This window comes from Agaribacillus sp. DX54 (genome assembly GCF_056858335.1).
The window spans coordinates 54,886-76,581 of record NZ_JBXEQE010000017.1; the positions used below are offsets into that span (position 1 = coordinate 54,886).

The following is a 21,696-nucleotide window of genomic DNA, read 5'->3' on the forward strand; positions in this document are numbered from 1 at the left end:
ACCGCAATATCTTTTTTCAGGATGTAACTTAAATTTTTGTGGGCAAACTTAGGTTTTAAATAGTTAGTTTGCTAACGAAAGGAATGTTTTTTGGTTTTTTACAGGGTGAACTAACTTCGTTATAGTCATAGTATGACTTCGAGTCATACTATGACTACACTATGATTACTGGTCCACAATACCCCGGTAAATTGGCAAATCTTGGCAAATCATCCAATTACATTTATATTCGTTTAATTTTTTAGAACCCGACAGGTATCAAAGTTTGTTAAGTACTACAATAAAATGCAAGTTTTACAAACAATTTGCCAGTCAAAACGTTTTCGAGGAGTATGAAAATTTCAGTATTCAGAAAAGAACATTTTAACGCTGCGCATAGATTACATAACCCTGCCTGGCCTGATGACAAAAATCAACAGGTGTTTGGCAAGTGCAATAACCCAAATTATCACGGCCACAATTACGACATGATCGTGCAAATTACAGGTGAAATTGATCCGGAAACGGGTTATGTCATGGATATGAAGGTGCTGAGCGACATTATTAAACAAAACATCGTGGCCAGATTCGATCACAAAAATCTAAATTTAGACACTGAGGAATTTAAAAACCTTAACCCCACTGCCGAAAACATCGCTATGGTGATATGGAAAATTCTCAGACCAAAAATCGATTCAAAACACGATTTAAAAATCAAACTATATGAAACAGAAAGAAATTTCGTTGAATTCCCCGCGAATTAGGAGCTTAGGAGATCATGTTGAGGCAGACGAAATACAGTTCGTGAATTCCTATAATACACCCTTGAGGGATGACGCATTTGAGATGGATGATGAAACCAAAATAAAGAAAATCTCCAAACATTTTGAAGCTATTATGGAAACATTGGGATTGGATCTCAATGATGACAGCCTGAGAGGCACACCTGATCGTGTAGCCAAAATGTATGTTAAGGAAATTTTTAGTGGGCTGAACCCTTCCAATAAGCCAAGCATTACGCTTTTTGACAACAAATATCAATATGATGAAATGCTGGTTGAAAAGGACATTACCTTTTATTCAAATTGTGAACATCATTTTGTTCCTATATATGGTAAAGCCCATGTGGGTTATTTTTCCAGTGGTAAGGTGATTGGGCTATCAAAAATCAACAGGATTGTACAATACTACGCCAAAAGACCACAGGTGCAGGAAAGGCTAACCGTACAGATTGCCAATGCGATGAAAGATGCCCTCAAAACACAAGATGTAGCCGTAGTCATCGATGCTACCCATTTATGTGTTTCTTCCAGGGGTGTAGGTGATACCAGCAGCACCACAGGAACGGCACACTTTAGTGGTAAATTTACAGCACAAAGAACCAGACAGGAGTTTTTAGATTTTATAAACAGTAAATAAAATATCTGTATATTGCTGGAAAATTCATGCCGGACAACTTTGTCCGGTAACCTAATTTAAATACTCTGAGTCATGACAAGCTTAGAAAAGGAGATAGTCCAGCCCAAATTTCAAAGTGAAAATCAAAAGGCAGTTATCAACATTATGTATACCAACAATTATATAATTGCCAAAATGAATGACTTTTTCAAGGCTTATGATATCACCAGGCAGCAATACAATGTTTTACGTATTCTGAGGGGGCAATACCCAAAACCGGCGACCATCAATCTATTAAAAGAAAGAATGCTTGATAAAATGTCAGATGCATCCCGGATAGTAAAGCGGCTCAGGGTCAAACAGTTAATCAATCGCAATATATCTGTGAATGACCGGCGGGCCGCGGAGATTACCATATCGGAGCAGGGTTTGGCGCTTCTTGAGAAAATGGATGAGATCAGTTTTAAACTAAATGAGCTCACCAAAAACCTTTCAAACAGTGAGCTGGCGGATCTAAACAGGTTATTGGATAAATTGCGGGAATAAATGTGCAGGAAAGTCTCTTTACCGTAGCTATTTTCCTGGAAATCAAATCTTTCATCCGATTGTTAGACGAGTTTATGGGTTTTCCTGACTAAATATGCAGGAGATTTGACATTTTTTATTTCATAATCAAAGTTGAAATCCTATCTTTGCGCAAGTTTTTTGATTGCGCCCACTCCAGGTGGGCTCTTTTAATTTTTGAGAGAAAAAGTATTCTTTTAAGCAAAGCGAACAATATGGAAAATTTGATTTACTTGATTCCGGCTCTTGGCATTGTTGGATTGGTAATTATGGTTATAAAATCACTGTGGGTGTCAAAACAAAATGCCGGTGACGATAATATGAAAGAACTGGCAGGTTATATTGCCCGCGGGGCCATGGCCTTTCTTAAGGCGGAATGGAAAGTTCTTACCTATTTCGTTATCATTGCCGGGATTTTGTTGGCTTATTCCGGTACAACAGTAGAGACCTCGAGCCCTGTTATTGCCATTTCGTTTGTTATCGGTGCTTTCTTTTCAGCACTTGCAGGATGGATCGGCATGAATATCGCTACCAAGGCCAATGTGAGAACGACCCAGGCGGCACGGACGAGTTTATCAAAAGCATTGCAAGTATCTTTTACCGGGGGGAGTGTAATGGGACTCGGTGTTGCGGGATTGGCCGTATTCGGATTGGGAAGTTTATTCATAGTATTTTACAATGTATACGTTACCAGCCAGGGGGGTGCGGTAAATGGCCGGGAAATGGAAAAAGCCCTGGAAGTCCTTGCCGGGTTTTCCCTGGGTGCGGAAAGTATAGCCTTGTTTGCACGTGTCGGTGGCGGTATATACACGAAGGCCGCAGACGTAGGCGCCGATCTTGTTGGAAAAGTGGAAGCCGGCATACCTGAAGACGATGTCCGTAACCCTGCGACGATTGCAGACAATGTAGGTGACAATGTAGGCGATGTTGCGGGTATGGGAGCGGATTTATTTGGCTCTTATGTGGCCACAATTTTAGCTACCATGGTATTGGGCCGGGAAATTGTATCCGATGATAACTTCGGTGGAATAGCTCCGGTTTTGCTGCCAATGCTCATCGCAGGCATAGGTCTGATGTTTTCTATCATAGGAACATGGTTTGTAAAGGTTAAAAATGAAACCGACAGTGTGCAAAATGCTTTAAACCTGGGTAACTGGTCATCCATTGTATTAACTGCCATTGCCTCATTTTTCTTGGTAAATTGGATGTTGCCGGAAAACCTTGCCATGAGAAGGTATGAGTTTACAAGCATGGATGTTTTCTATTCAATAGTGGTAGGGCTGGTTGTGGGGGCCTTGATGAGTATTATTACCGAATATTACACAGCCATGGGCAAAAGACCTGTCAACTCCATTGTAAAGCAATCTTCCACCGGTCACGCTACCAATATCATCGGAGGGCTATCCGTGGGAATGGAATCTACCGTATTGCCAATTATTGTTTTGGGATCAGGAATTGTTGCTTCCTACACATTTGCCGGGTTGTATGGAGTTGCCATCGCCGCTGCCGGTATGATGGCCACTACGGCTATGCAATTGGCGATCGACGCTTTTGGACCTATTGCAGATAATGCCGGAGGTATCGCCGAAATGAGCGGTTTACCCGAAGAGGTAAGAGAAAGAACCGATAATCTCGATGCCGTAGGAAATACCACAGCGGCCACGGGTAAAGGTTTCGCCATCGCCTCGGCAGCATTGACAGCCCTGGCTCTATTTGCTGCTTTTGTGGGAATTGCAGGTATTAATACCATCGACCTTTATAAAGCACCTGTGCTTGGCGCTCTATTTGTAGGCGCAATGATTCCGTTTATATTTTCGTCCCTGGCCATCGCCGCTGTCGGCAGGGCCGCTATGGATATGGTGAATGAGGTACGAAGACAATTTAAAGAAATACCTGGTATCATGGAGTACAAGGCCAAACCGGAATATGAAAAATGTGTCGATATTTCGACACGGGCTTCTATCAGGGAAATGATTATGCCGGGTGCGATCGCCCTGATTGTACCCTTGATCGTGGGCTTTGGCTTCAGAGATGTTTTTAATGATGCTTCTTCGGCTGAAATTCTCGGGGGATTGTTAGCCGGAGTGACTGTCTCAGGGGTTTTAATGGGAATGTTTATGAACAATGCCGGCGGTGCCTGGGACAATGCCAAGAAATCTTTTGAAAAAGGGGTGGAAATAAATGGTAAAATGGAATACAAAGGATCCGAGGCCCATAAAGCCTCTGTTACAGGAGATACTGTTGGTGATCCTTTTAAAGACACCTCTGGTCCTTCTATGAACATCTTAATCAAGCTGATGTCTATCGTAGCCTTAATTATCGCTCCCCACATTTCTGTTAACTCCGGGCATCACACTTCGTTAACCAACGAAAAAGAAGTAACCGAAAGGCAGGTTTCGGAACAAAGTATACCAAACCCAAAAAATACCGAAGCCCTTAAAATCGTTCCGGCCGAAAGAAACATTAGTGACTAAAGAAACTGGTTAACAACCGGTTAACAAAATCTTTTACACAATATTTTCTTCTGAATTCAACAGACTTCACCGGAAGTCATGGTAATAAATCATAGGATGACTAGTCCCTTCACCGGAGCTCAGCATTACTTGACTCCCCTCTCGAGGGCATATCTGTCAGCCCAAACCCTTGCAGGTATATAATACTCAATTGCTTAAACACATACAAAAATAATTAATAGCGCGAGCGTCCGGGGCTGTTGTACAACGTTTTCGGCAAAGCTCTTTGTGCCTTGGTAACTTGGTGGTGTTCCTTTTTTGACCACAGAGGCACCAAGGCACAAAGAGACACAGCGGTTTTCGCCGGTAAAATAAATACAGGCATATTCTTAAGTTGTGCAACAGCCCCGGACGCTCGCGCCATAAGATATTTTTTCTTAAACTGACGGCTCTGCCTTCGAGGGGGCACGGGTCATACCCATTTTCATCATTACCTCATCAACAATAGCTTACCAGTAAATAAGCCAAAATTTGATAGTCACACGCATCTAATTAAAATTTTTTTTGTTACTTTGATAAAAATTTTTTTTATGACTAAAGTATTCTGGACATGCCTCCTGCTGTCACTAATAATTTCCCGGACTTACGGTCAGGAGTCGATACTGGGCCAATGGAAAACTGTCGATGATGAAACGGGTGAAAAAAAATCGGTGGTCGAAATCTTTAAAAAAGACAATAAAGTATTTGGTAGAATTGTCAAAATTACAGACCCAAAAAAACAGGGCGCGGTCTGTGACCAATGCGATGACGATGATCCCAGAAAAGATCAAAAAATCCTGGGCATGGAAATAATTAAAAACCTGGAAAAAAACGGGGACGAATGGGATGGTGGCACCATCCTCGATCCACAAAACGGAAAAGTATATAAATGCAAAATATGGGTCGAAAACGATAACCTCATCGTCCGTGGATACATAGGTTTTTCCTGGATCGGAAGATCTCAAACCTGGCTCAGGGAAAAGTAGCACCTCCATCAGGAGTCAGGAGAGAGGTGAGAGGTGTCAGGTAGGTGAGAGGAGTTGCAGGATTCATGATTGATTCTGTGCTACCACCTATAGTTGCTAAATACGCCTCACATTCCCCCCACACTCCCTACCTCCCCCAAAAACCAATTGTCTATTGTAAATTGACAATTCTTCCCAGTGATCCTAATAGCCTCTGTTATGAAAAATGTGATTTTTTTTTTATTATATTTGGTTTCAGATACATGTACGAGCGAAGGTATCCCACAAGTATGAAAAAAAGATTTCCTGTTTTTTTACTCTTTTTGTTCTGCTCAATACTAGCATCAGCCCAGAAGAAAAAAGTCACCGTTGGTACCATTGAAGAAAAGGTTACGGGCATGGCGAAGTACGAAGGTTACTTTAACTTCTATTGGGATGATAAAAATGGAACCGTATGGTTGGAAGTCGACAAGTTTGACCAGGAGTTTTTGTATGTGAATGCTCTTTCAGCGGGGGTAGGTTCCAATGATATTGGCCTTGACAGGGGCCAGTTGGGAAATACCCGGATAGTAAGGTTCTTCCGGAGTGGGAATAAGCTTTTGCTGGTTCAGCCTAATTATGATTACCGTGCCATCAGTGACAATCCTGACGAAAGACAGGCAGTGGAGGAAGCTTTTGCACAGTCGGTATTGTGGGGTTTTAAAATTGAGGCTGAACAGGACGGTAAACTATTGGTCGATGCCAGCGCTTTTCTGATGAGAGATGCCCACGGGGTAACCGGTAGGCTCAAAAATACGGGTCAGGGAGATTACAAACCCGATGCAAGCAAAAGCGCCATGTACCTGCCTCGTACGAAGGCCTTTCCTAAAAATTCGGAATTCGAGGCCATACTGACATTTTCCGGAAATGCTGCCGGCAATTATGTCCGCCAGGTGGTACCTACTCCCAATATCATTACCGTAAGACAACATCACAGCTTCATAGAACTGCCGGACGATGATTATCAACCGAGGGAGTTTTCACCGGGAGCCGGGTATTTTGGCATATCTTATATGGATTTTGCCACCCCGATTCATGAAAACATTGTTAAAAGATTTATTAACAGGCACCGGTTGAATAAGAAAAATCCGGAGGCAGAAGTAAGTGAGCCCATGGAGCCAATCGTGTATTATCTTGACCGAGGTGCCCCGGAACCCATTAAATCGGCTTTAATTGAAGGCGCAAGTTGGTGGAACCAGGCATTTGAGGATATAGGATACAAGAATGCATTTCAGATCAGGATGCTCCCAAAAGACGTGGATCCACTCGATATCCGGTACAATGTGATTCAATGGGTTCACAGGGCGACACGCGGCTGGTCGTACGGCAACTCGGTCAGCGATCCCAGAACAGGAGAAATCATTAAAGGACATGTCACTTTGGGCTCACTTAGGGTAAGGCAGGATTTTTTGATTGCACAGGGTTTACTCACACCTTATGAAACCGGAAAACCTGTTCCAAAAGCCATGCGGGAAATGGCTTTGGCCAGATTGAGACAATTGTCAGCCCATGAAGTCGGTCATACCCTGGGATTGGCCCACAATTTCGCTGCAAGTGTAAATGACAGAAGCTCGGTGATGGACTACCCTCACCCCTATGTCAGGTTAGACAGTGCCGGCCATGTAGATGTAAGTGAAGCCTACGACGACAAAATAGGGGCCTGGGACAAAGTTGCCATTGCCTACGGATACCAGGATTTCCCTAAAAAAACCGATGAAAAATCCCGGTTAAAACAAATACTCGATAAGGCCCGCAGCGAAGGAATTTTATTTATATCCGATCAGGATGCCAGACCTCAGGGGGGTGCCCACCCTTACGCCCATCTATGGGACAACGGTTACAGTGCGGCCGATGAATTAAACAGGGTCATGAATGTGCGAAAAGCCGTACTTGAAAAATTCTCTTCAAGCAATATTAAATCCGGTGATCCCATGGCTACACTGGAAGAAGTCCTGGTACCGGTTTACCTGATGCATCGCTATCAGATAGAAGCAGCGGTAAAGCTCATAGGAGGACTGAATTACACCTATGCATTAAGGAATGATGGGCAACAAATCACGGAGATGATTCCGGCAATCGAGCAAAAAAAAGCTATTTACGCGGTACTAAGTACATTGAAGCCGGAATCCCTGTTAATTTCAGAGAATATCATCAGTCAAATCCCTCCCCGGCCGCTCGGTTACAGCCGTAACCGGGAAACATTCGATGCCAAAACAGGCCCTGCTTTCGATCCATTGTCTGCTGCTGAAAGTGTAGCGGAACGGGTACTCGGCCTGCTGCTTCACCCCCATCGCGCCGCCAGGATGATCGAATACAATGGCAGAAATGAAAATTTGCCAGGGTTTTCTGAACTGGTTGACGACATTGTTAACAGAACCCTGAAAGCGGGTGTGGACGAAGGTTTGAGTGGTGAGATCCAAAGGATGGTGAATAAATTGGTTATCAAACATTTAATCAACCTGGCTATCGACGAAGCCGCTACTCACCAAACCCGGGCGATCTGTTATTTGAAACTGGACGACCTGAATAAATGGATGAGCCAGGAAATCAGGAAAAACCCGGACTTAAACCAGTTTGCCTTCTTAAAACATACGAAAGCCATTGTTGAAAAATACATCAACGATTTTGAGTATCAGCGAACTGCAAAACCCGTTGTCATACCTGCCGGTTCGCCCATAGGCACAGAGAATACCGGCATTTCAGGATCAATTTTATGTGATTTTTAACCGTTTTATGGTTGATTTATCTTGAAATTATAAAAAGCCCTGGCTTTATCGACAGCTAAAAATCAGTCCGTTAACAAAAGGCAGCCTATAAAATTCTGTGCGTGCAAAGATTTTTTCACGGTTTTTGGTAGTTTTGTTCAAATATTGTTCATATTTTGTTCAGATTAATAGCTGTATTTTCGACCTGTGATTTCTACTTAAATCTATTGTTTATCAAGATATTAATCTTTGATGTCGATAGTAATGATCGAGGTACTGCAATTCAGGTGAAGGGTTAACCAGGTTAAATATGAATTAATAACCTTATGATGTAATATTTGCAGACTTCATGAATCTTGAATTTTTGTCAATATTTTTAATTTTCGGATAAATAGACTTAATTGTTACTATTATTAAAGACAGAAACATGTTGAAAGGAAAAATTACATTTTTTGTTATTTGCCTTGTCATCATGCACTTTGCTAGGGCTCAGGAAAAAATACCTACCGTGCATTGGGCTACCAAGGTAATAGAATTTAGCTCGCAGTTATCCCCGGTCGAATATGCTGCGTCGCAAATACTTCACAAACCTAACGTTTACCCCGAAGGAGGAGACAACCCCAATGCATGGCTCCCTAAAAAACCGGATAAAGTCGAATTCATTAAGGTGGGGTTTGATACGCCAATCAGGGTGCAACAAATAGCGATTGCAGAATCCCTCAACCCAAGTGCCGTAAGTGAGGTCTTGCTGTACGACGAAAACAATAAAGAATACTCTGTATTTTCCCTGCTGCCTGCACCGATCAACCTTTCAAGAAGACTATTGAATATCTTCATCGACCGGACGTCTTACCAGGTGCATGCCCTGAAAATAATAATGGATTGCTCAAAAGTCGAAGGGTACAACAGTATCGACGCTGTGGGTATCAGTGATTCAAAGGAGCCTATCAGGATAGAGCTGAATCTGCCCGAAGGGTTGAATACTGAGTTAAGATCAGAGCGGTTGAGTGAAAACGTCAACAGCCCTTACAAAGAAATTAAACCCCTGATTTCACCACAAGGGGATTTGCTATATTTCAGCCGGCAAAATCACCCTGAAAATGTAGGCGGTGCAGACGATATCGAAGACATCTGGTATGCCGAAAAAGATAAGACGACAGGAGAATGGGGAGTAGCAAAAAACATTGGCGCCCCGCTTAATAATGACGGCCCTAACTTTATTTCTTCCATTACCCCTGATGGAAATACCGCCATTTTGCTTCTTGGAAACAGGTACGGAAAAAGCGGAAAGATGACAGCCGGGGTTTCGGTCAGTACTAAAACCAGTGAGGGATGGGAGGAACCGATGGCCCTGGAAATCAAAAACGACTACAACCTCTCACCGAGGGTTGGATATTACCTGGCAAACAACAGAAAAGTCCTGATGATGTCGGTGCACCGAAAAGACACAAAAGGCGACAGGGATTTGTATGTAAGCTTTTTGAAAGACGACGGAATCTGGACGGAACCTAAAAACCTGGGAGACAATGTAAATAGTGCCAGCGAAGAATCGTCTCCATTTTTAGCACCGGATGATAAAACCCTCTACTTCTCATCAAAGGGCTATAGTGGCTATGGTGGCGCAGATATTTATGTGGCAAGAAGACTGGATGATACCTGGGAAAACTGGTCCGAACCTGAGAATCTCGGGCCGGGAATTAACTCTGTCAGTGATGACGTATTTTTCAATATTGATCCCAAGGGGGAAAATGCCTATTTTTCACGAAGTGTATCAGAAAACGACGCAGATATTTTTTCCATCAATATGCCTGACCTGTTCAGACCTACAGCGGTCATACTGGTAAAAGGAAAGGTATATGACAGAAAAACCCGAAAACCTATCAGCGCCCGGATCTTCTATGAGAAACTTCCCGATGGAGAAGAAATAGGCACTGTAAACTCCGATCCGGTGACCGGGGAGTACCAAATACTTTTACCTTCAGGGGAAAAATACGGATACCTGGCCGAAGCTGCCGGTTATGTGGCCATTAATGAGAATGTAGACCTTGAAAACGTTACCGAATACGCTGAAATTACACAGAACCTTATTTTGGTTCCTATCGAAAAAGAGGTTACCATCAGGCTCAACAATATATTTTTCGATTTTGACAAAGCATCCCTGAAATCCGAGTCCACGCCGGAATTAAACAGGCTTGCTAATTTGTTAAAAGAAAATAAAAACATGAAAATTGAAATCTCCGGTCATACCGATAATATTGGTACCAGAAAGTATAATCAGGCGTTGTCTGAAAGAAGGGCTCAATCAGTGTATAACTTCCTGGTAGAAAATGGAATTGACGGAAGCAGGCTGAAAACTATCGGCTATGGAAAAGACAGGCCCATGGTGAGCAATGACGATGAAATCGATGGCAGGGAGTTGAACAGAAGAGTAGAGTTTAAAATTCTGGAAAAATAACAGGGTAAAAACAACAACCCACATGATTTTAAAACCTCTGCCGTTGGCAGAGGTTTTTCTTTTACAAGTTTTTGCCTTAATTTCAGTAGTAGCAAAAAACTACAACAAGGATTCTGTAACAAAAGCTATTATTTAAGTGCGATCGTATGTATTACCTCGACCCAACCAAAACGGTATGCCTTTTAATAGTTCTGATGAGTATTCAATATGCCGTTCATAGTCAAAAAAAAGACGGTAAAACTGTGGTTTATGGCGGTGACAAATCTTATCCGCCCTATGAATTTATCAATGCAAAAGGACAACCCGACGGTTTTCATATAGACCTGTTTACTGCCATTGGGGAGGAGATGGGATTTAAGGTTGTGTTTAAACTGAACGACTGGTCAGAAACCAAACACAGGCTCGAGTACGAAAAATCAATCGATGTCACAGATATGTTTTTTTCCAGTGAAAGGAGCGAAAAGTTTGAATTTGCCAATTCCCACGCGGTAATTCCTCACGAGTTGATAACAATGGATAATCAAAAAAAAATTGAGGAAATCGAAGACATCGTCGGCGCCTCGGTCATTGTGGAAAACGGTTCGCTTCTGGAAGATCTTTTGAGGAAAAGCGAACTGCAACTAAATGTAGCTACGGCCATGAACGAACAGGAGGCATTGAACCGGCTGGTCAGGGAAAACTTCGATTATGCCCTGGTTAGTGGCTATCGGGCCCACAAGTTTATCGCTGAAAGTGACCGGGTTGAATTGTCACCGGTAGGACCGGTTATATTTCCCCTGGAATTGTCGTTTGTCACCGCCAAAGGCAGGTTGGATCTGATCAGGGATATTAACCTGGGATTGGAAATACTGAAGAAATCAGGCAGATATTCTAAAATCTATGTCAAATGGTTTGGGGAAAAGGATGACTCCATCGCAGTTAAAATCCTTAAATGGGTAGGTTTGTCATTGCTCCTTTTACTGGTTCTTTCGGTTTTCTGGATTCAAACATTAAGAAAAGTGGTAAAGGCCAAAACCGCTGCCTTAAAAAAGGAACTCGACGAGAAAATCGCCACGGAGAAAAAACTACAGGCTCAGGGTACGGAACTCCGCGAAGCCCAGAAAATGGCGAACCTTGGAAACTGGAAATATGACTTCAAATCGCAGGTTACTGAATGGTCAGATGAACAAAGAAAAATTTTTGGCCTTGAAAAAGATGACAAAATTCCCGAATATGAAGAATTTATGGAGTTTATCCATCCTCAGGACAGGAAACTGGTAACGGATACTTTTTCTCAGGCTGTTAATAAACCGGTCATATACACCTTCGAAGTAAGGGCTATGAACAAAAAGAATGAGCATAAAAACCTTTTGGTGAAAATAAAGCCCACTTATAATGGTTTAAGCGATAAAATCATTGGGTTAAATGGCACCGTCATGGACATAACCATGTTGAAGGATGCACAAAGAAAGCTGGAAGCCAAAAATGAAGAACTTCATAAAAAGAACTTTGAACTTGACAAACTTACATACAGCATCTCTCATGACATCCAGGCGCCCGTTGCTTCCATCTTAGGTTTGGTCAATCTGATGAAACTGGACCTGAATGACCAAAAATCTACCGAATACATAGAAAAAATTGAATGGAGTGTTGGTAAATTAAATTCCTACATAAAAGATATCCTGGCTTTTTCCATCAATGAAAACAAAAAGATCGATTCAGATGTTATCGATTTTAAAGGCATTATTAATGAGTCTTTTGCCTTGCGCCGATACATGGATGGGGCCGGAGACTTAAATTTAGTAGTTAGTGTCAATGTGGAGGGGGATTTTATCTCCGATAAAGGCAGGTTAATGCTTGTTTTCGGTAATATCATTTCCAACGCCATTAAATACCGGAAAAGGGATGAGACCAATTCTTTTCTGAAAATAACGGTCGAAGGAAACTCCCGGGAGGTAGATATTGTAGTTGAGGACAATGGTGAAGGCATAAAGGAAGAACACCTGGATAACATTTTTGATATGTTTTACCGGGGGAGTTTCAATTCAGATGGCTCAGGGCTGGGGTTGTATATAGTGCGTGAAGTGGTTCATAAGTTAAATGGTACCATACACGTACAAAGTTCAACGCACAGTGGAACGGTTTTCATGATAGGGATTCCGGCATTGGCCGGAACAAAAGACTAATTATTCGTTGTATGGAAATATACTTAAATATCTTTGGTATGATTCCCTGGTGGGGTTATGTCATCTTAGTATTGGTTTTAATTGCAGTAAGGGATGTATTTTTTAACAAGAAACATACCATCAGTCACAACTATCCCGTGGTCGGTCATATCCGTTATATGTTGGAAAAAATTGGCCCTGAGCTGCGTCAGTATATTGTAGCCAATAATCGCGAAGAATTACCCTTTGACCGCAGCCAGCGGTCCTGGATTTATGCGTCATCCAAAAAGCAAAATAACTATGAGGGTTTCGGGACAGATCAGGATATTCATGCGCCAGGCCATGTTTTTATCAATCCGAGCATGATTCCCTTTCATGTGGGGGAAAATCATCCGAATTTCCATGACAAGTCATTTATACCTTGTGCTAAGGTGATGGGCCTGGAAAATGGACGTAAAAGACCTTATAAACCCTACTCGGTAGTAAATATCTCGGCCATGAGCTATGGTTCGCTGTCGGCACGGGCGGTAGACTCACTCAACAAAGGGGCGTTAAAGGCAGGCTGTTACCACAATACAGGAGAAGGTGGGTTATCACCCTACCATTCAAATGGTGCCGACGTGGTATTTCATATGGGGACAGGCTATTTTGGGGTAAGGGATGAGCATGGAAATTTTTCGATAGAAAAAATGGTGGAACTGGTTAAAAACAACCCGTTTGTGAGAGCCATTGAAATAAAGCTGTCGCAAGGCGCCAAACCCGGAAAGGGAGGTGTATTGCCCGCTTCTAAAATATCTAAGGAAATCGCCAGGATAAGAACAGTACCTATGGGAAAAGATGTTTTATCCCCCGCGAATCACACGGCCTTTTCAACCATTCCTGAAATGGTGGACTTTGTTGAGAACATCGCGCAAAACACAGGTTTGCCCGTTGGTATAAAATCCGCCGTTGGAAAACTTGATAAATGGCAAGAATTGGCAGAAATTATGGAAGAAACAGGCAGGGGCCCTGATTTTATTTCCATAGACGGGGGTGAAGGTGGAACGGGTGCGGCACCGCCTTCATTTGCCGATCATGTCGCACTTCCTTTTGTCTACGCTTTTAGCCAGGTATATCAGATTTTTGCAGCGCGTGGTATAGCAGCGCGTACGGTTTTCATAGCCTCGGGCAAACTTGGCTTCCCGGCCAATGCCCTGATGGCCATGGCCATGGGGGCCGACCTTATTAACGTTGCCAGGGAAGCTATGATGTCGATCGGTTGTATCCAGGCCCAGGTTTGCCATACCAATCGTTGTCCTACGGGAATCGCCACCCAAAGCAAATGGTTACAATCAGGAATTGATGTTACCCTGAAATCGGAACGTTTTGCCAATTACATCAAAACCCTCAAACAGGAAATGCTGGAGATCACCCATGCCTCAGGGTATGAACACCCCTGTCAGTTGACCATGGAAGACGCCGACGTAAGTATGGGAGACAATAACTTTACCAAAACACTCAAAGACACCTATCGGTACGAAAAAGTGCCGATAAAATTTTCAGGCATGCAATATTTAAAAGACAGCCCACATCTGGGTGGGCTGGGACAAAAGCAAGCGGTTAAATCACCGGAATTTTCAAAAATTAACCCTTAAATCAGACGGATAAAACATGCACAATCATCTTACGGAAGGTCTGCCAAAAACTGCCTTATCGCATCATAGATATACTCAAGCTCTTCATTTTCAATGATGTAAGGTGGCAAAATGTAAATGACATTGCCCAAAGGCCTTAATAAAACACCTCTTTCAACAAAAAAAGGAAACACACGATGTCTGATTTCATTAAAGTACGAAGTCTCACCCGGTGTTTGCACTTCAAGGGAAAGCATGGTTCCAAGGCATCTTGAAGCTTTCACGCCCGGCTGTGTTTGTAACCATTCGTTAAACTGCGCATGTTGTGCGGCTATTCTTTGGATATTATCCAGACAGCTTTTTTCCATCAGTAGTTTAAAACTGGCGTTGGCAGCAGCACAGGCAATCGGGTTGGCAGTAAAGGAATGACCGTGAAAAAAGGTTTTTGCCGCTTCCTCAGACCGGTAAGCTTCTACGATTTTTTGTGAGCAGGTGGTTACACCCAACGCCAATGTACCTCCGGTTAATGCCTTTGACAAACAAAAAATATCCGGTTTGTGCTCCAGGTAAAGACTGGCAAAAAGCTTACCTGTTCTTCCAAAACCGGTTAAAACCTCATCGGCGATACAAATCACATCATTGGCCTTGGCCATGGCAATCAACTTGTCCAGCATTCCCGGATCATAGGTTCTCATTCCCCCGGAACCCTGAAGCAACGGTTCAAAAATAAAAGAAGCCACATTTCCCGACCGGAGAATATCCTCAAATACCGATAGCACCTGATCTTCATTATCCGGCGTTGGAAAGGGAATACTTTCCACATCAAACAAAAAAGGGGCAAATGGTTCCACAAAAATATCCCTGTCTCCTACAGACATGCTGCCAAAGGTATCCCCATGATAAGCCCCATCGATAGCGATAACCTTGGTTTTTTTTATTCCTTGGTTATACCAGTATTGAAAAGCCATCTTGAGGGCGACTTCTACAGAGGTGCTACCATCGTCAGAGTAAAAAACCTTTGACTGCTCCGGCGGCAGAATGGATAAAACATTTTCTGCCAGCTCAATAGCAGGTTCATGGGTGAAATTGGCAAAAATAACATGCTCCAGTGTGGCAGCCTGTCTGGCTACTGCTTCTGCTATTGTCTTGTTACCGTGACCATGAATGTTTACCCACCACGAAGAAATGGCATCGATGATCTTTTTGCCGTCTGTTGTGTACAAATATACCCCCTCCCCTTTTACTACCGGGATTGGGTCCGGCACGGCATTCCATTGCGTAAATGGGTGCCATACCACATTTTTATCCCGTTGAATCAGATTTCCCATTTTTCTTTTAGCTTTCTGGCATAGCGCCCCACCATATTCGGATTGACTTTATCTTCTCTGGCAATGTTTAACAGGCAGTTGTAACCGGACCGTTTTAAGATGATCGACTCACTTTCTTTGTTTTCCTCACCATTAAAAATGATCCCCTTTACTTTCAGGTTTCGTTTTTGTAAAGCCTCGACACTCAGAAGTGTATGATTGATACTCCCCAGGTACAGATCAGATACCAAAACCAGTTCCGCGTCAAATTTGATAATTAAATCTACTATGTTTTCATCATCGTTCAAAGGTACCAGCAATCCTCCGGCACCCTCTATAACCAGGTTATTGTCAGTCGAAGGCAATTTAAAATGGTCAACAGCTACTTCGACACCATCTATTTTCGCCGCGGCGTGTGGTGAAGCCGGAGTTTTCAGCAAATATTGCTCTTCATGAAAAGTACTACGGGGGTCCTGTACCAGCATACGTACTGTGTCCAGATCGCGAGGAAAGCCGCATTGAATGGGTTTCCAGTAATCAGCCCCTAAAGCCTGGCTGATAATGGCACTTACCACCGTCTTTCCGGAGTCTGTTCCTATGGCGCTAACAAAATATTTACTCATAAAGCATTTTTATATAATACATTAAAAAATTGGTCAATTTCATTTTTGGTATTGAAAGCATGCAAACAAATCCTGATCCTTTCTCCACCCGCCTTTACCGTAGGCGATAGTATTGGCCGGACATTAAATCCTTCGGCCTGAAGGGACATGGCCAACGCTTTGGCTTTGTGATTACCAGGTACCATCAAGGCCTTTATGGCACTTTTGTTGCAAAGGAAATAATTTCCGGAGTTCTTAAAAGAGTGTTCCCGGGCCTTCAGGTCAAAGTAGTTTGCAATAGTATGAAGCTGGTCCTGCAATACGAGATGATCCTGCAGATAATCAAAAGCCGACCGGATGCTCACCAGACTATGGGCCGGCAGGGCTGTCGTGTATATAAAGGATCTGGCGAAATTAATCAGGTAATCTCTTACCAGTTGTGCCCCGGCCACACAGGCTCCGTATACCCCCATGCCTTTGCCAAAAGTGTATATGCGCAAAAAAACCTCTTTTTCCAGCCCCAAACTACATACAAGACCATTTCCACCTGCTCCCACAACCCCTGTGCTATGGGCTTCATCCACAATCAGACTGGCCCCGTATGCCCTGCAAACTGCCAGAATTTCTTGTATTTGCCCCGCATCACCATCCATCGAATAAACCGACTCCACCACGACAAAAATATTACCCTCCGATCTGTCAAGTTTTTTCGTCAAATCAACTGTATCATTGTGTTTAAATGAATACTGCCGGGCAAAACTCAGCCTGGCCCCTTCTTTGATACAGGCATGAATATGCTCATCGTAAATAATCGTATCTCCTTTTTGAGGAACGGAGGATAAAACAGCCTGGTTAGCGCTGTAACCGGAGTTGAAAAGCAGGGTGGCCTCGGCTTTGAAAATTGAGGCCAGGTAACTTTCCAGGTCTTCGCAATAAGCTGAATTCCCTGACAATAGCCTCGACCCCGTGGCACCGTTCTTTTTGGAGCCGAGTGCATCGTAGTTTTGTCTGATCATTTGCCACAGCTCCTGGCTTCCGGCCAGCCCCAAATAATCGTTGGAAAAAAAATCAATCAGGGAATAGGTCGTTGTCAGCGACCTTATATTACCTTTTAACTCCCTTTTATTCAAAAGCTCCCTTAATTGATTTTCAGCAGTCAAATTTTCAATTTCTTTTGCAATTATCTTCAATGATACATTACCCGGGCCAAAATAAACAATTATCTTAAATGAAATTGTTGTAAATCATTACCATTTTTATGTGATAAGCAGATTTATGATCAGGTCATTAATTCTTTGCGTTGTTTTAGTTTACTTTTTGAGGCCTGCAGGGCTGTATGGGCAGCACGCGCCTACCCATCAAATTGCCGCGCAGGTTGACAATGACCGGTTTAATTTTGCCGCAACAGATAAGTACTACAGCAACGGAATTATTTTAAAATGGAATCGTACTATTCATATCAATGATTTTTTTTTAATCGGGCAGGTTGAAAAGGCTATACTGGTCAGTAGTCTTCAACACAAGATTTATACACCCTCTGAGATCATTTTTTACGACAAACAGCGGCACGACCGGCCCTATGCTTCTACCTTGACACTATCCGGGGGGGTGAGACTTTTTATTCCCAAAAATCAGTTTATTCAGGCAGATGTAACCTTGGGCGTTTCAGGACCATGGGCCGGGGGACAAAATTTGCAGGAATGGTGGCACCGGCAGATCGATGTATTCAAACCGAGGGGGTGGGAAAATCAGATTGTTAACAGCCCTGTAGTTAATTTGCATTTACAGCATGCCAGACAATGGTTCGAGACAAAAATCATGAATTTCATATCCACATCGGAATTAAATCTTGGCACTTTGTCAGCCAATGTGAAACAAGAAGGCCTGGTCAGGGTCGGAAAATTCCTGCCTCTCAATCTTTCGACCTTTTCCGGTGGTGATCTGGAAAATGGACCTTTTGCGAAAAAATCAGAGATTTATCTTTTTGCGGGTGCAGCCATTGAGTATGTTTACTACAATGGCTTAATCGAAGGAAACTGGATCGGAAATGAAAGTCCCCATACGCGGCAAGCCGTTCCCTGGGTTTATCATGGTAAATATGGTGTACAGTGGAGCACCTGGAGGGTTAGCGCGGCGATCAGTTATCACCTGCTTTCCCGGGAAGTCAGGGGCGGTACAGATCATCAATATGTTCGCCTCAATTTGGGATTCAGATTCTGAAAATGGGCAAATTCCTTACTAAAATATCAAGGGTACAGGCGATTTTTTATTTTTTTTTGAAAAAAGAATAGGGGGAAGAATTATTGTTTTTTGAACTTTATTCATTTTTTTTTGTATTAATTTGCAACCTTTGGGGCGGTTTGCACATCATAGATATTGTATTTAGGCACACTTTTTGAATTTGGAAAAGCTGATTATAGTTTACAATATTTAAAACGATTTAACGTAATATCAACCAAACGGCAAATAAACAAATGAAAACAATGAAAAAATTAGCCTTAGTAATAATAGCCTTAATGATCACTAGCATAAGCTACGGTCAGTTTTTTACCATAGGACCCAGGATCGGATTAAGCTCCTCCAAGTTAAAGCTTTCGGATAACATCGATGCTATCCAAGAAAGGGACGCCCAGTTGGGATTTCATGCAGGAGTTTTTACGAGATTTTCTCTTGGAGGATTTTTTGTACAGCCGGAGGCCTTGTTTACCTCGGTAGATGGCCAGGTGCAGATTTCGGAAAATGGGGCCAATGTTACCAATCAGGTGGTTGATCTGGAATATAATAAACTGGACATTCCGGTCATGTTTGGCACCAAAATTCTTAAAATATTCAGAGTCCAGGCCGGACCTACGGCAAGTTTATTGCTAAGTGCCGATGCCAAATCAGATTTTAGCGGGGCAACCCAGGACGTGAAGTCGAGTTATAACGATGCTACAATTGGTTACCAGGTAGGGTTTGGAGTAGACATTTCCCGGTTGGTGCTCGATCTTAAATGGGAAGGAAACCTCAGCTCCTTTGGCGATGATCTGACAGTATTCGGACAAACTTTCCAAACCGATCAGCGGAATAGACTGTTAACGCTCAGTGTAGGATTTAAATTGATCAATTAAAATATAAGAAGAGGCTGTCTCAAAAGGGGAGCCTCTAATTTTTTTGCCAAATATTATTTTGCTTGGTTAAAATCTCACTGAGAATCGATAGAAAACAAAGGGTGTTTTACTCATATCTTGAGAAAAAAAAACATTCAACCTGTATCCAACAAAAGGATATTTGGTGTTAAAAAAGGCCATCTCACTTTTGAGACAACCCCTTTTAATTTCCTTTCAGTTTCGTATACTCGACTACCAGCTTATCTTTTTCAATTTCGTTAGAAGTTACCGTCCTTTCAAATTCACTGAGATCCTTTTTGAACTCTGAACTATCCGTAATCTCTGGCGAAGGTTCCTCACCATACTTCCTCATCATAGCGCTGGTCGACCGGTTTAAATCTGTCTGCAAAGTAATCATCTTCCAATTTAATTCGGATGGCTTAGCCTTTTCTTTATCCAGTATTGCGTTCAAGCCTATCAATGTAGTCATAGCTGAGCCTATCGGCGCGGCAGTCTGGCGAAAGGAGTCACCTACCAGAGATGAACTGGCCACCCCTGTAAAAGCGCCAAGCACCACGGTCGAAACGTCAAAAAAGGTATTCCAGAATTTTTTCTTTTTGACCTTGGTCTCCAGATGTCGATTGATCTCCGAAATTCTTATATCCATATCCTGGGCCAGTCTCAGGTTGGCCTGGTAATTTTTTATCAGTTTCTCCGGGTCTTCCCGGTCATAAACGGTTATGGTCACCCTTTCTACATCTTCTGCCTGACCATCAAAAGCAGTGAACTTTACAGTAACCTTTCTTTTATCAAAACCATTAACAAAAGAAAAGGGCGGTTTCCACGAAAAAATCCCCTTTTCATCATCAAACTCAAAGCCATCGAATTCAGCCTCTGCCGTAAGTATCAGATCTTCATTTCCATTCAAATCCTCTACATCCAGCTTAATGACCAGCGCGGTATTTTCCTTCACTACTTTTTCAGCCATCGGTTCTATTTTCGGTGGGTAGTTTTTGGGATCGACCCTGATACTGATGGTATCGAAGTCTGTTAACATACCATCAGAAGCACTAAAAACCAAATCATACTGCGTTTTGGCTTTGGCATACGAAAAGTCAGGCATCCACTGGAACTTACCGGTTTGGTGATTAAAGCTAAAATCACCGCGCTTGATGTCGGGGGTTTGTATGTCATAAAATATGGCATCATCATCCTGATCAGTGGCCTTGACGGAAAACGTAAGCTGTTTACCTTCGTCGATGTAATAGTCTTTTGTCGGATTTCTGAATACAGGAGGGTGATCGATATCGTTCACCAGCACCTGATAGCTGATTCTCGATATCAAATCCGTTTCATCTCTTACCTGGAAAGTAATGTTAAATGTCCGTTGCTTGGCCTGATCATTGTCCGGCCTCCATATAAAAGTAGCTCTGCGGTCATTTACCTCAAAAGTAGCATTGGGAAGATGCAGCTTTGGTTTATTGTTAATAAAATAATCAAGGTATAAACGCTCCCTTTGATTCCTGTCGCTCGCCTGAATAATCAAGGCAAATTCTTCCAATTCATCCAATGTGATAAATCCTTTCAGCGATTTAGAGCTTGAAATCACCTTCAGAGAGGGCTCATAGCGCCTCTCAATGATCTCAACTATAGCAGGCTGGTTGGTCTCCTGGCCTGTTACCGGATCTTTTGCTGTAAAAATAATGGGATATATGCCTGTATCCTCAGAGCCCGGCGTCCATTTAAACAGGTTCTCTTCCTGGTCAATGACCCCGCCAAAATCCCAGGAAAAAGAATAGTACAGGCTCGTTTTCATCTTATTGGACGCCTCCAGTTTAATGACCAGTTCAGTACCACTTTCAACTTTGGTTTTGTCGATGGGCTTAAATTGGGGTTTATAAAGTTCACGGTCGTAAGCCGGTGATTCCTTCTCCTGAGCTATTGCGATATGACACTGAGCGCCTGTCAGAACAATGACAGCATACAGAAATGGCTTTAGTTTAACCTTGAATAAATCAAATATCCTAAAATACGATGTCAACATAGTTTAAGTAATAAGAATGATAGTTTACCTTATTAACAGCTTTAAAAATATTATATAACGTAAGATTTTAAAAACTATTTTACCGATTATGCATCTCGGAAAAAATAGCAATGAAAACCAAAAACATTTTTTTTATTTTCCCGTTAGAGACTTTAGTTTTATATTTTATGTATAAAGATAAATTTTCATATCGATTCACCTTTGCCAGCTACATAATTGTAGCCTAGCAAAGATTCATCACCTGTCCAGGGCTTAAGGGCATGCACATGCCTGATAGTAATCTTTGCGCGACTCACTTAC

Annotated in this window: 15 protein-coding genes; 11 read left to right on the plus strand and 4 right to left on the minus strand. The window is 42.5% G+C overall.

What is annotated here, in order from left to right; genetic code table 11:
• Positions 1–332 precede the first annotated feature (332 nt).
• The 9 genes from AC04NP_RS17840 (at position 333) to AC04NP_RS17880 (ending at position 14,375) form a co-directional block, all read left to right on the plus strand.
• The gene (locus AC04NP_RS17840) at positions 333–743 is read left to right on the plus strand and encodes a 6-pyruvoyl trahydropterin synthase family protein (RefSeq protein ID WP_482861234.1); all 411 of its coding nucleotides are present in this window, start codon (positions 333–335) and stop codon (positions 741–743) included.
• Positions 703–1,398: a GTP cyclohydrolase I FolE gene (gene folE, locus AC04NP_RS17845; protein ID WP_482861236.1), complete on the plus strand. Its 696-nt coding sequence runs from the start codon at positions 703–705 to the stop codon at positions 1,396–1,398. Before AC04NP_RS17840 ends, folE begins: the two co-directional genes overlap by 41 nt.
• 72 nt (positions 1,399–1,470) lie before the next feature.
• On the plus strand, positions 1,471–1,923 hold the full coding sequence (locus tag AC04NP_RS17850; protein WP_482861237.1) for a MarR family winged helix-turn-helix transcriptional regulator: 453 nt from the start codon (positions 1,471–1,473) through the stop codon (positions 1,921–1,923).
• Positions 1,924–2,156: 233 nt separating this feature from the next.
• A complete protein-coding gene (locus tag AC04NP_RS17855; protein WP_482861238.1) occupies positions 2,157–4,415 on the plus strand; it encodes a sodium-translocating pyrophosphatase in 2,259 nt (752 codons plus the stop codon).
• Positions 4,416–4,984: 569 nt separating this feature from the next.
• Positions 4,985–5,419: a DUF2147 domain-containing protein gene (locus tag AC04NP_RS17860; protein WP_482861239.1), complete on the plus strand. Its 435-nt coding sequence runs from the start codon at positions 4,985–4,987 to the stop codon at positions 5,417–5,419.
• 269 nt (positions 5,420–5,688) lie between these two features.
• Entirely contained in the window at positions 5,689–8,163 is a 2,475-nt protein-coding gene (locus AC04NP_RS17865; protein WP_482861240.1) for a zinc-dependent metalloprotease, read from the plus strand.
• Positions 8,164–8,569: 406 nt separating this feature from the next.
• Positions 8,570–10,597, plus strand: a complete 2,028-nt coding sequence (locus AC04NP_RS17870; RefSeq protein WP_482861241.1) for an OmpA family protein — start codon at positions 8,570–8,572, stop codon at positions 10,595–10,597.
• A 194-nt stretch (positions 10,598–10,791) separates the two neighbouring features.
• Positions 10,792–12,762: a transporter substrate-binding domain-containing protein gene (locus tag AC04NP_RS17875; protein ID WP_482861243.1), complete on the plus strand. Its 1,971-nt coding sequence runs from the start codon at positions 10,792–10,794 to the stop codon at positions 12,760–12,762.
• An 11-nt stretch (positions 12,763–12,773) separates the two neighbouring features.
• Positions 12,774–14,375 carry an FMN-binding glutamate synthase family protein gene (locus tag AC04NP_RS17880; protein WP_482861245.1) on the plus strand — a complete coding sequence of 534 codons (1,602 nt, stop codon included), beginning with the start codon at positions 12,774–12,776 and terminating at the stop codon, positions 14,373–14,375.
• A gap of 29 nt (positions 14,376–14,404) precedes the next feature.
• Here AC04NP_RS17880 and bioA read toward each other — a convergent pair whose 3' ends face one another.
• From bioA to AC04NP_RS17895, 3 genes are read right to left on the minus strand one after another with little or no spacing between them, the layout of a single operon-like run.
• A complete protein-coding gene (gene bioA, locus AC04NP_RS17885; protein ID WP_482861248.1) occupies positions 14,405–15,682 on the minus strand; it encodes an adenosylmethionine--8-amino-7-oxononanoate transaminase in 1,278 nt (425 codons plus the stop codon).
• Entirely contained in the window at positions 15,670–16,284 is a 615-nt protein-coding gene (gene bioD / locus AC04NP_RS17890) for a dethiobiotin synthase (RefSeq protein WP_482861249.1), read from the minus strand. Before bioD ends, bioA begins: the two co-directional genes overlap by 13 nt.
• Positions 16,281–17,453 (minus strand): aminotransferase class I/II-fold pyridoxal phosphate-dependent enzyme, encoded by a 1,173-nt coding sequence (locus AC04NP_RS17895; protein ID WP_482861250.1) that lies wholly within the window; start codon positions 17,451–17,453, stop codon positions 16,281–16,283. The genes bioD and AC04NP_RS17895 overlap by 4 nt, the downstream gene beginning before the upstream one ends.
• Positions 17,454–17,538: 85 nt before the next feature.
• Here AC04NP_RS17895 and AC04NP_RS17900 point away from each other — a divergent pair, with 85 nt between their 5' ends.
• The gene (locus AC04NP_RS17900; protein WP_482861252.1) at positions 17,539–18,483 is read left to right on the plus strand and encodes a lipid A-modifier LpxR family protein; all 945 of its coding nucleotides are present in this window, start codon (positions 17,539–17,541) and stop codon (positions 18,481–18,483) included.
• Positions 18,484–18,746: 263 nt separating this feature from the next.
• Positions 18,747–19,373 carry a porin family protein gene (locus AC04NP_RS17905; protein ID WP_482861254.1) on the plus strand — a complete coding sequence of 209 codons (627 nt, stop codon included), beginning with the start codon at positions 18,747–18,749 and terminating at the stop codon, positions 19,371–19,373.
• A 202-nt stretch (positions 19,374–19,575) separates the two neighbouring features.
• On the opposite strand, the gene AC04NP_RS17910 is transcribed toward AC04NP_RS17905, so the two are convergent.
• The gene (locus AC04NP_RS17910; protein ID WP_482861255.1) at positions 19,576–21,396 is read right to left on the minus strand and encodes a hypothetical protein; all 1,821 of its coding nucleotides are present in this window, start codon (positions 21,394–21,396) and stop codon (positions 19,576–19,578) included.
• Between the last annotated feature and the right edge of the window lie 300 nt (positions 21,397–21,696).

Bases quoted from the DNA above. Each gene is read 5' to 3' on its own strand.
- AC04NP_RS17865 (WP_482861240.1), top strand. From the start codon at position 5,689: ATGAAAAAAAGATTTCCTGTTTTTTTACTCTTTTTGTTCTGCTCAATA.
- AC04NP_RS17900 (WP_482861252.1), top strand. From the start codon at position 17,539: ATGATCAGGTCATTAATTCTTTGCGTTGTTTTAGTTTACTTTTTGAGG.
- AC04NP_RS17860 (WP_482861239.1), top strand. From the start codon at position 4,985: ATGACTAAAGTATTCTGGACATGCCTCCTGCTGTCACTAATAATTTCC.
- AC04NP_RS17840 (WP_482861234.1), top strand. From the start codon at position 333: ATGAAAATTTCAGTATTCAGAAAAGAACATTTTAACGCTGCGCATAGA.
- AC04NP_RS17910 (WP_482861255.1), bottom strand. From the start codon at position 21,396: ATGTTGACATCGTATTTTAGGATATTTGATTTATTCAAGGTTAAACTA.
- bioA (WP_482861248.1), bottom strand. From the start codon at position 15,682: ATGGGAAATCTGATTCAACGGGATAAAAATGTGGTATGGCACCCATTT.
- AC04NP_RS17870 (WP_482861241.1), top strand. From the start codon at position 8,570: ATGTTGAAAGGAAAAATTACATTTTTTGTTATTTGCCTTGTCATCATG.
- AC04NP_RS17855 (WP_482861238.1), top strand. From the start codon at position 2,157: ATGGAAAATTTGATTTACTTGATTCCGGCTCTTGGCATTGTTGGATTG.
- bioD (WP_482861249.1), bottom strand. From the start codon at position 16,284: ATGAGTAAATATTTTGTTAGCGCCATAGGAACAGACTCCGGAAAGACG.
- AC04NP_RS17875 (WP_482861243.1), top strand. From the start codon at position 10,792: ATGAGTATTCAATATGCCGTTCATAGTCAAAAAAAAGACGGTAAAACT.
- AC04NP_RS17880 (WP_482861245.1), top strand. From the start codon at position 12,774: ATGGAAATATACTTAAATATCTTTGGTATGATTCCCTGGTGGGGTTAT.
- folE (WP_482861236.1), top strand. From the start codon at position 703: ATGAAACAGAAAGAAATTTCGTTGAATTCCCCGCGAATTAGGAGCTTA.
- AC04NP_RS17905 (WP_482861254.1), top strand. From the start codon at position 18,747: ATGAAAAAATTAGCCTTAGTAATAATAGCCTTAATGATCACTAGCATA.
- AC04NP_RS17850 (WP_482861237.1), top strand. From the start codon at position 1,471: ATGACAAGCTTAGAAAAGGAGATAGTCCAGCCCAAATTTCAAAGTGAA.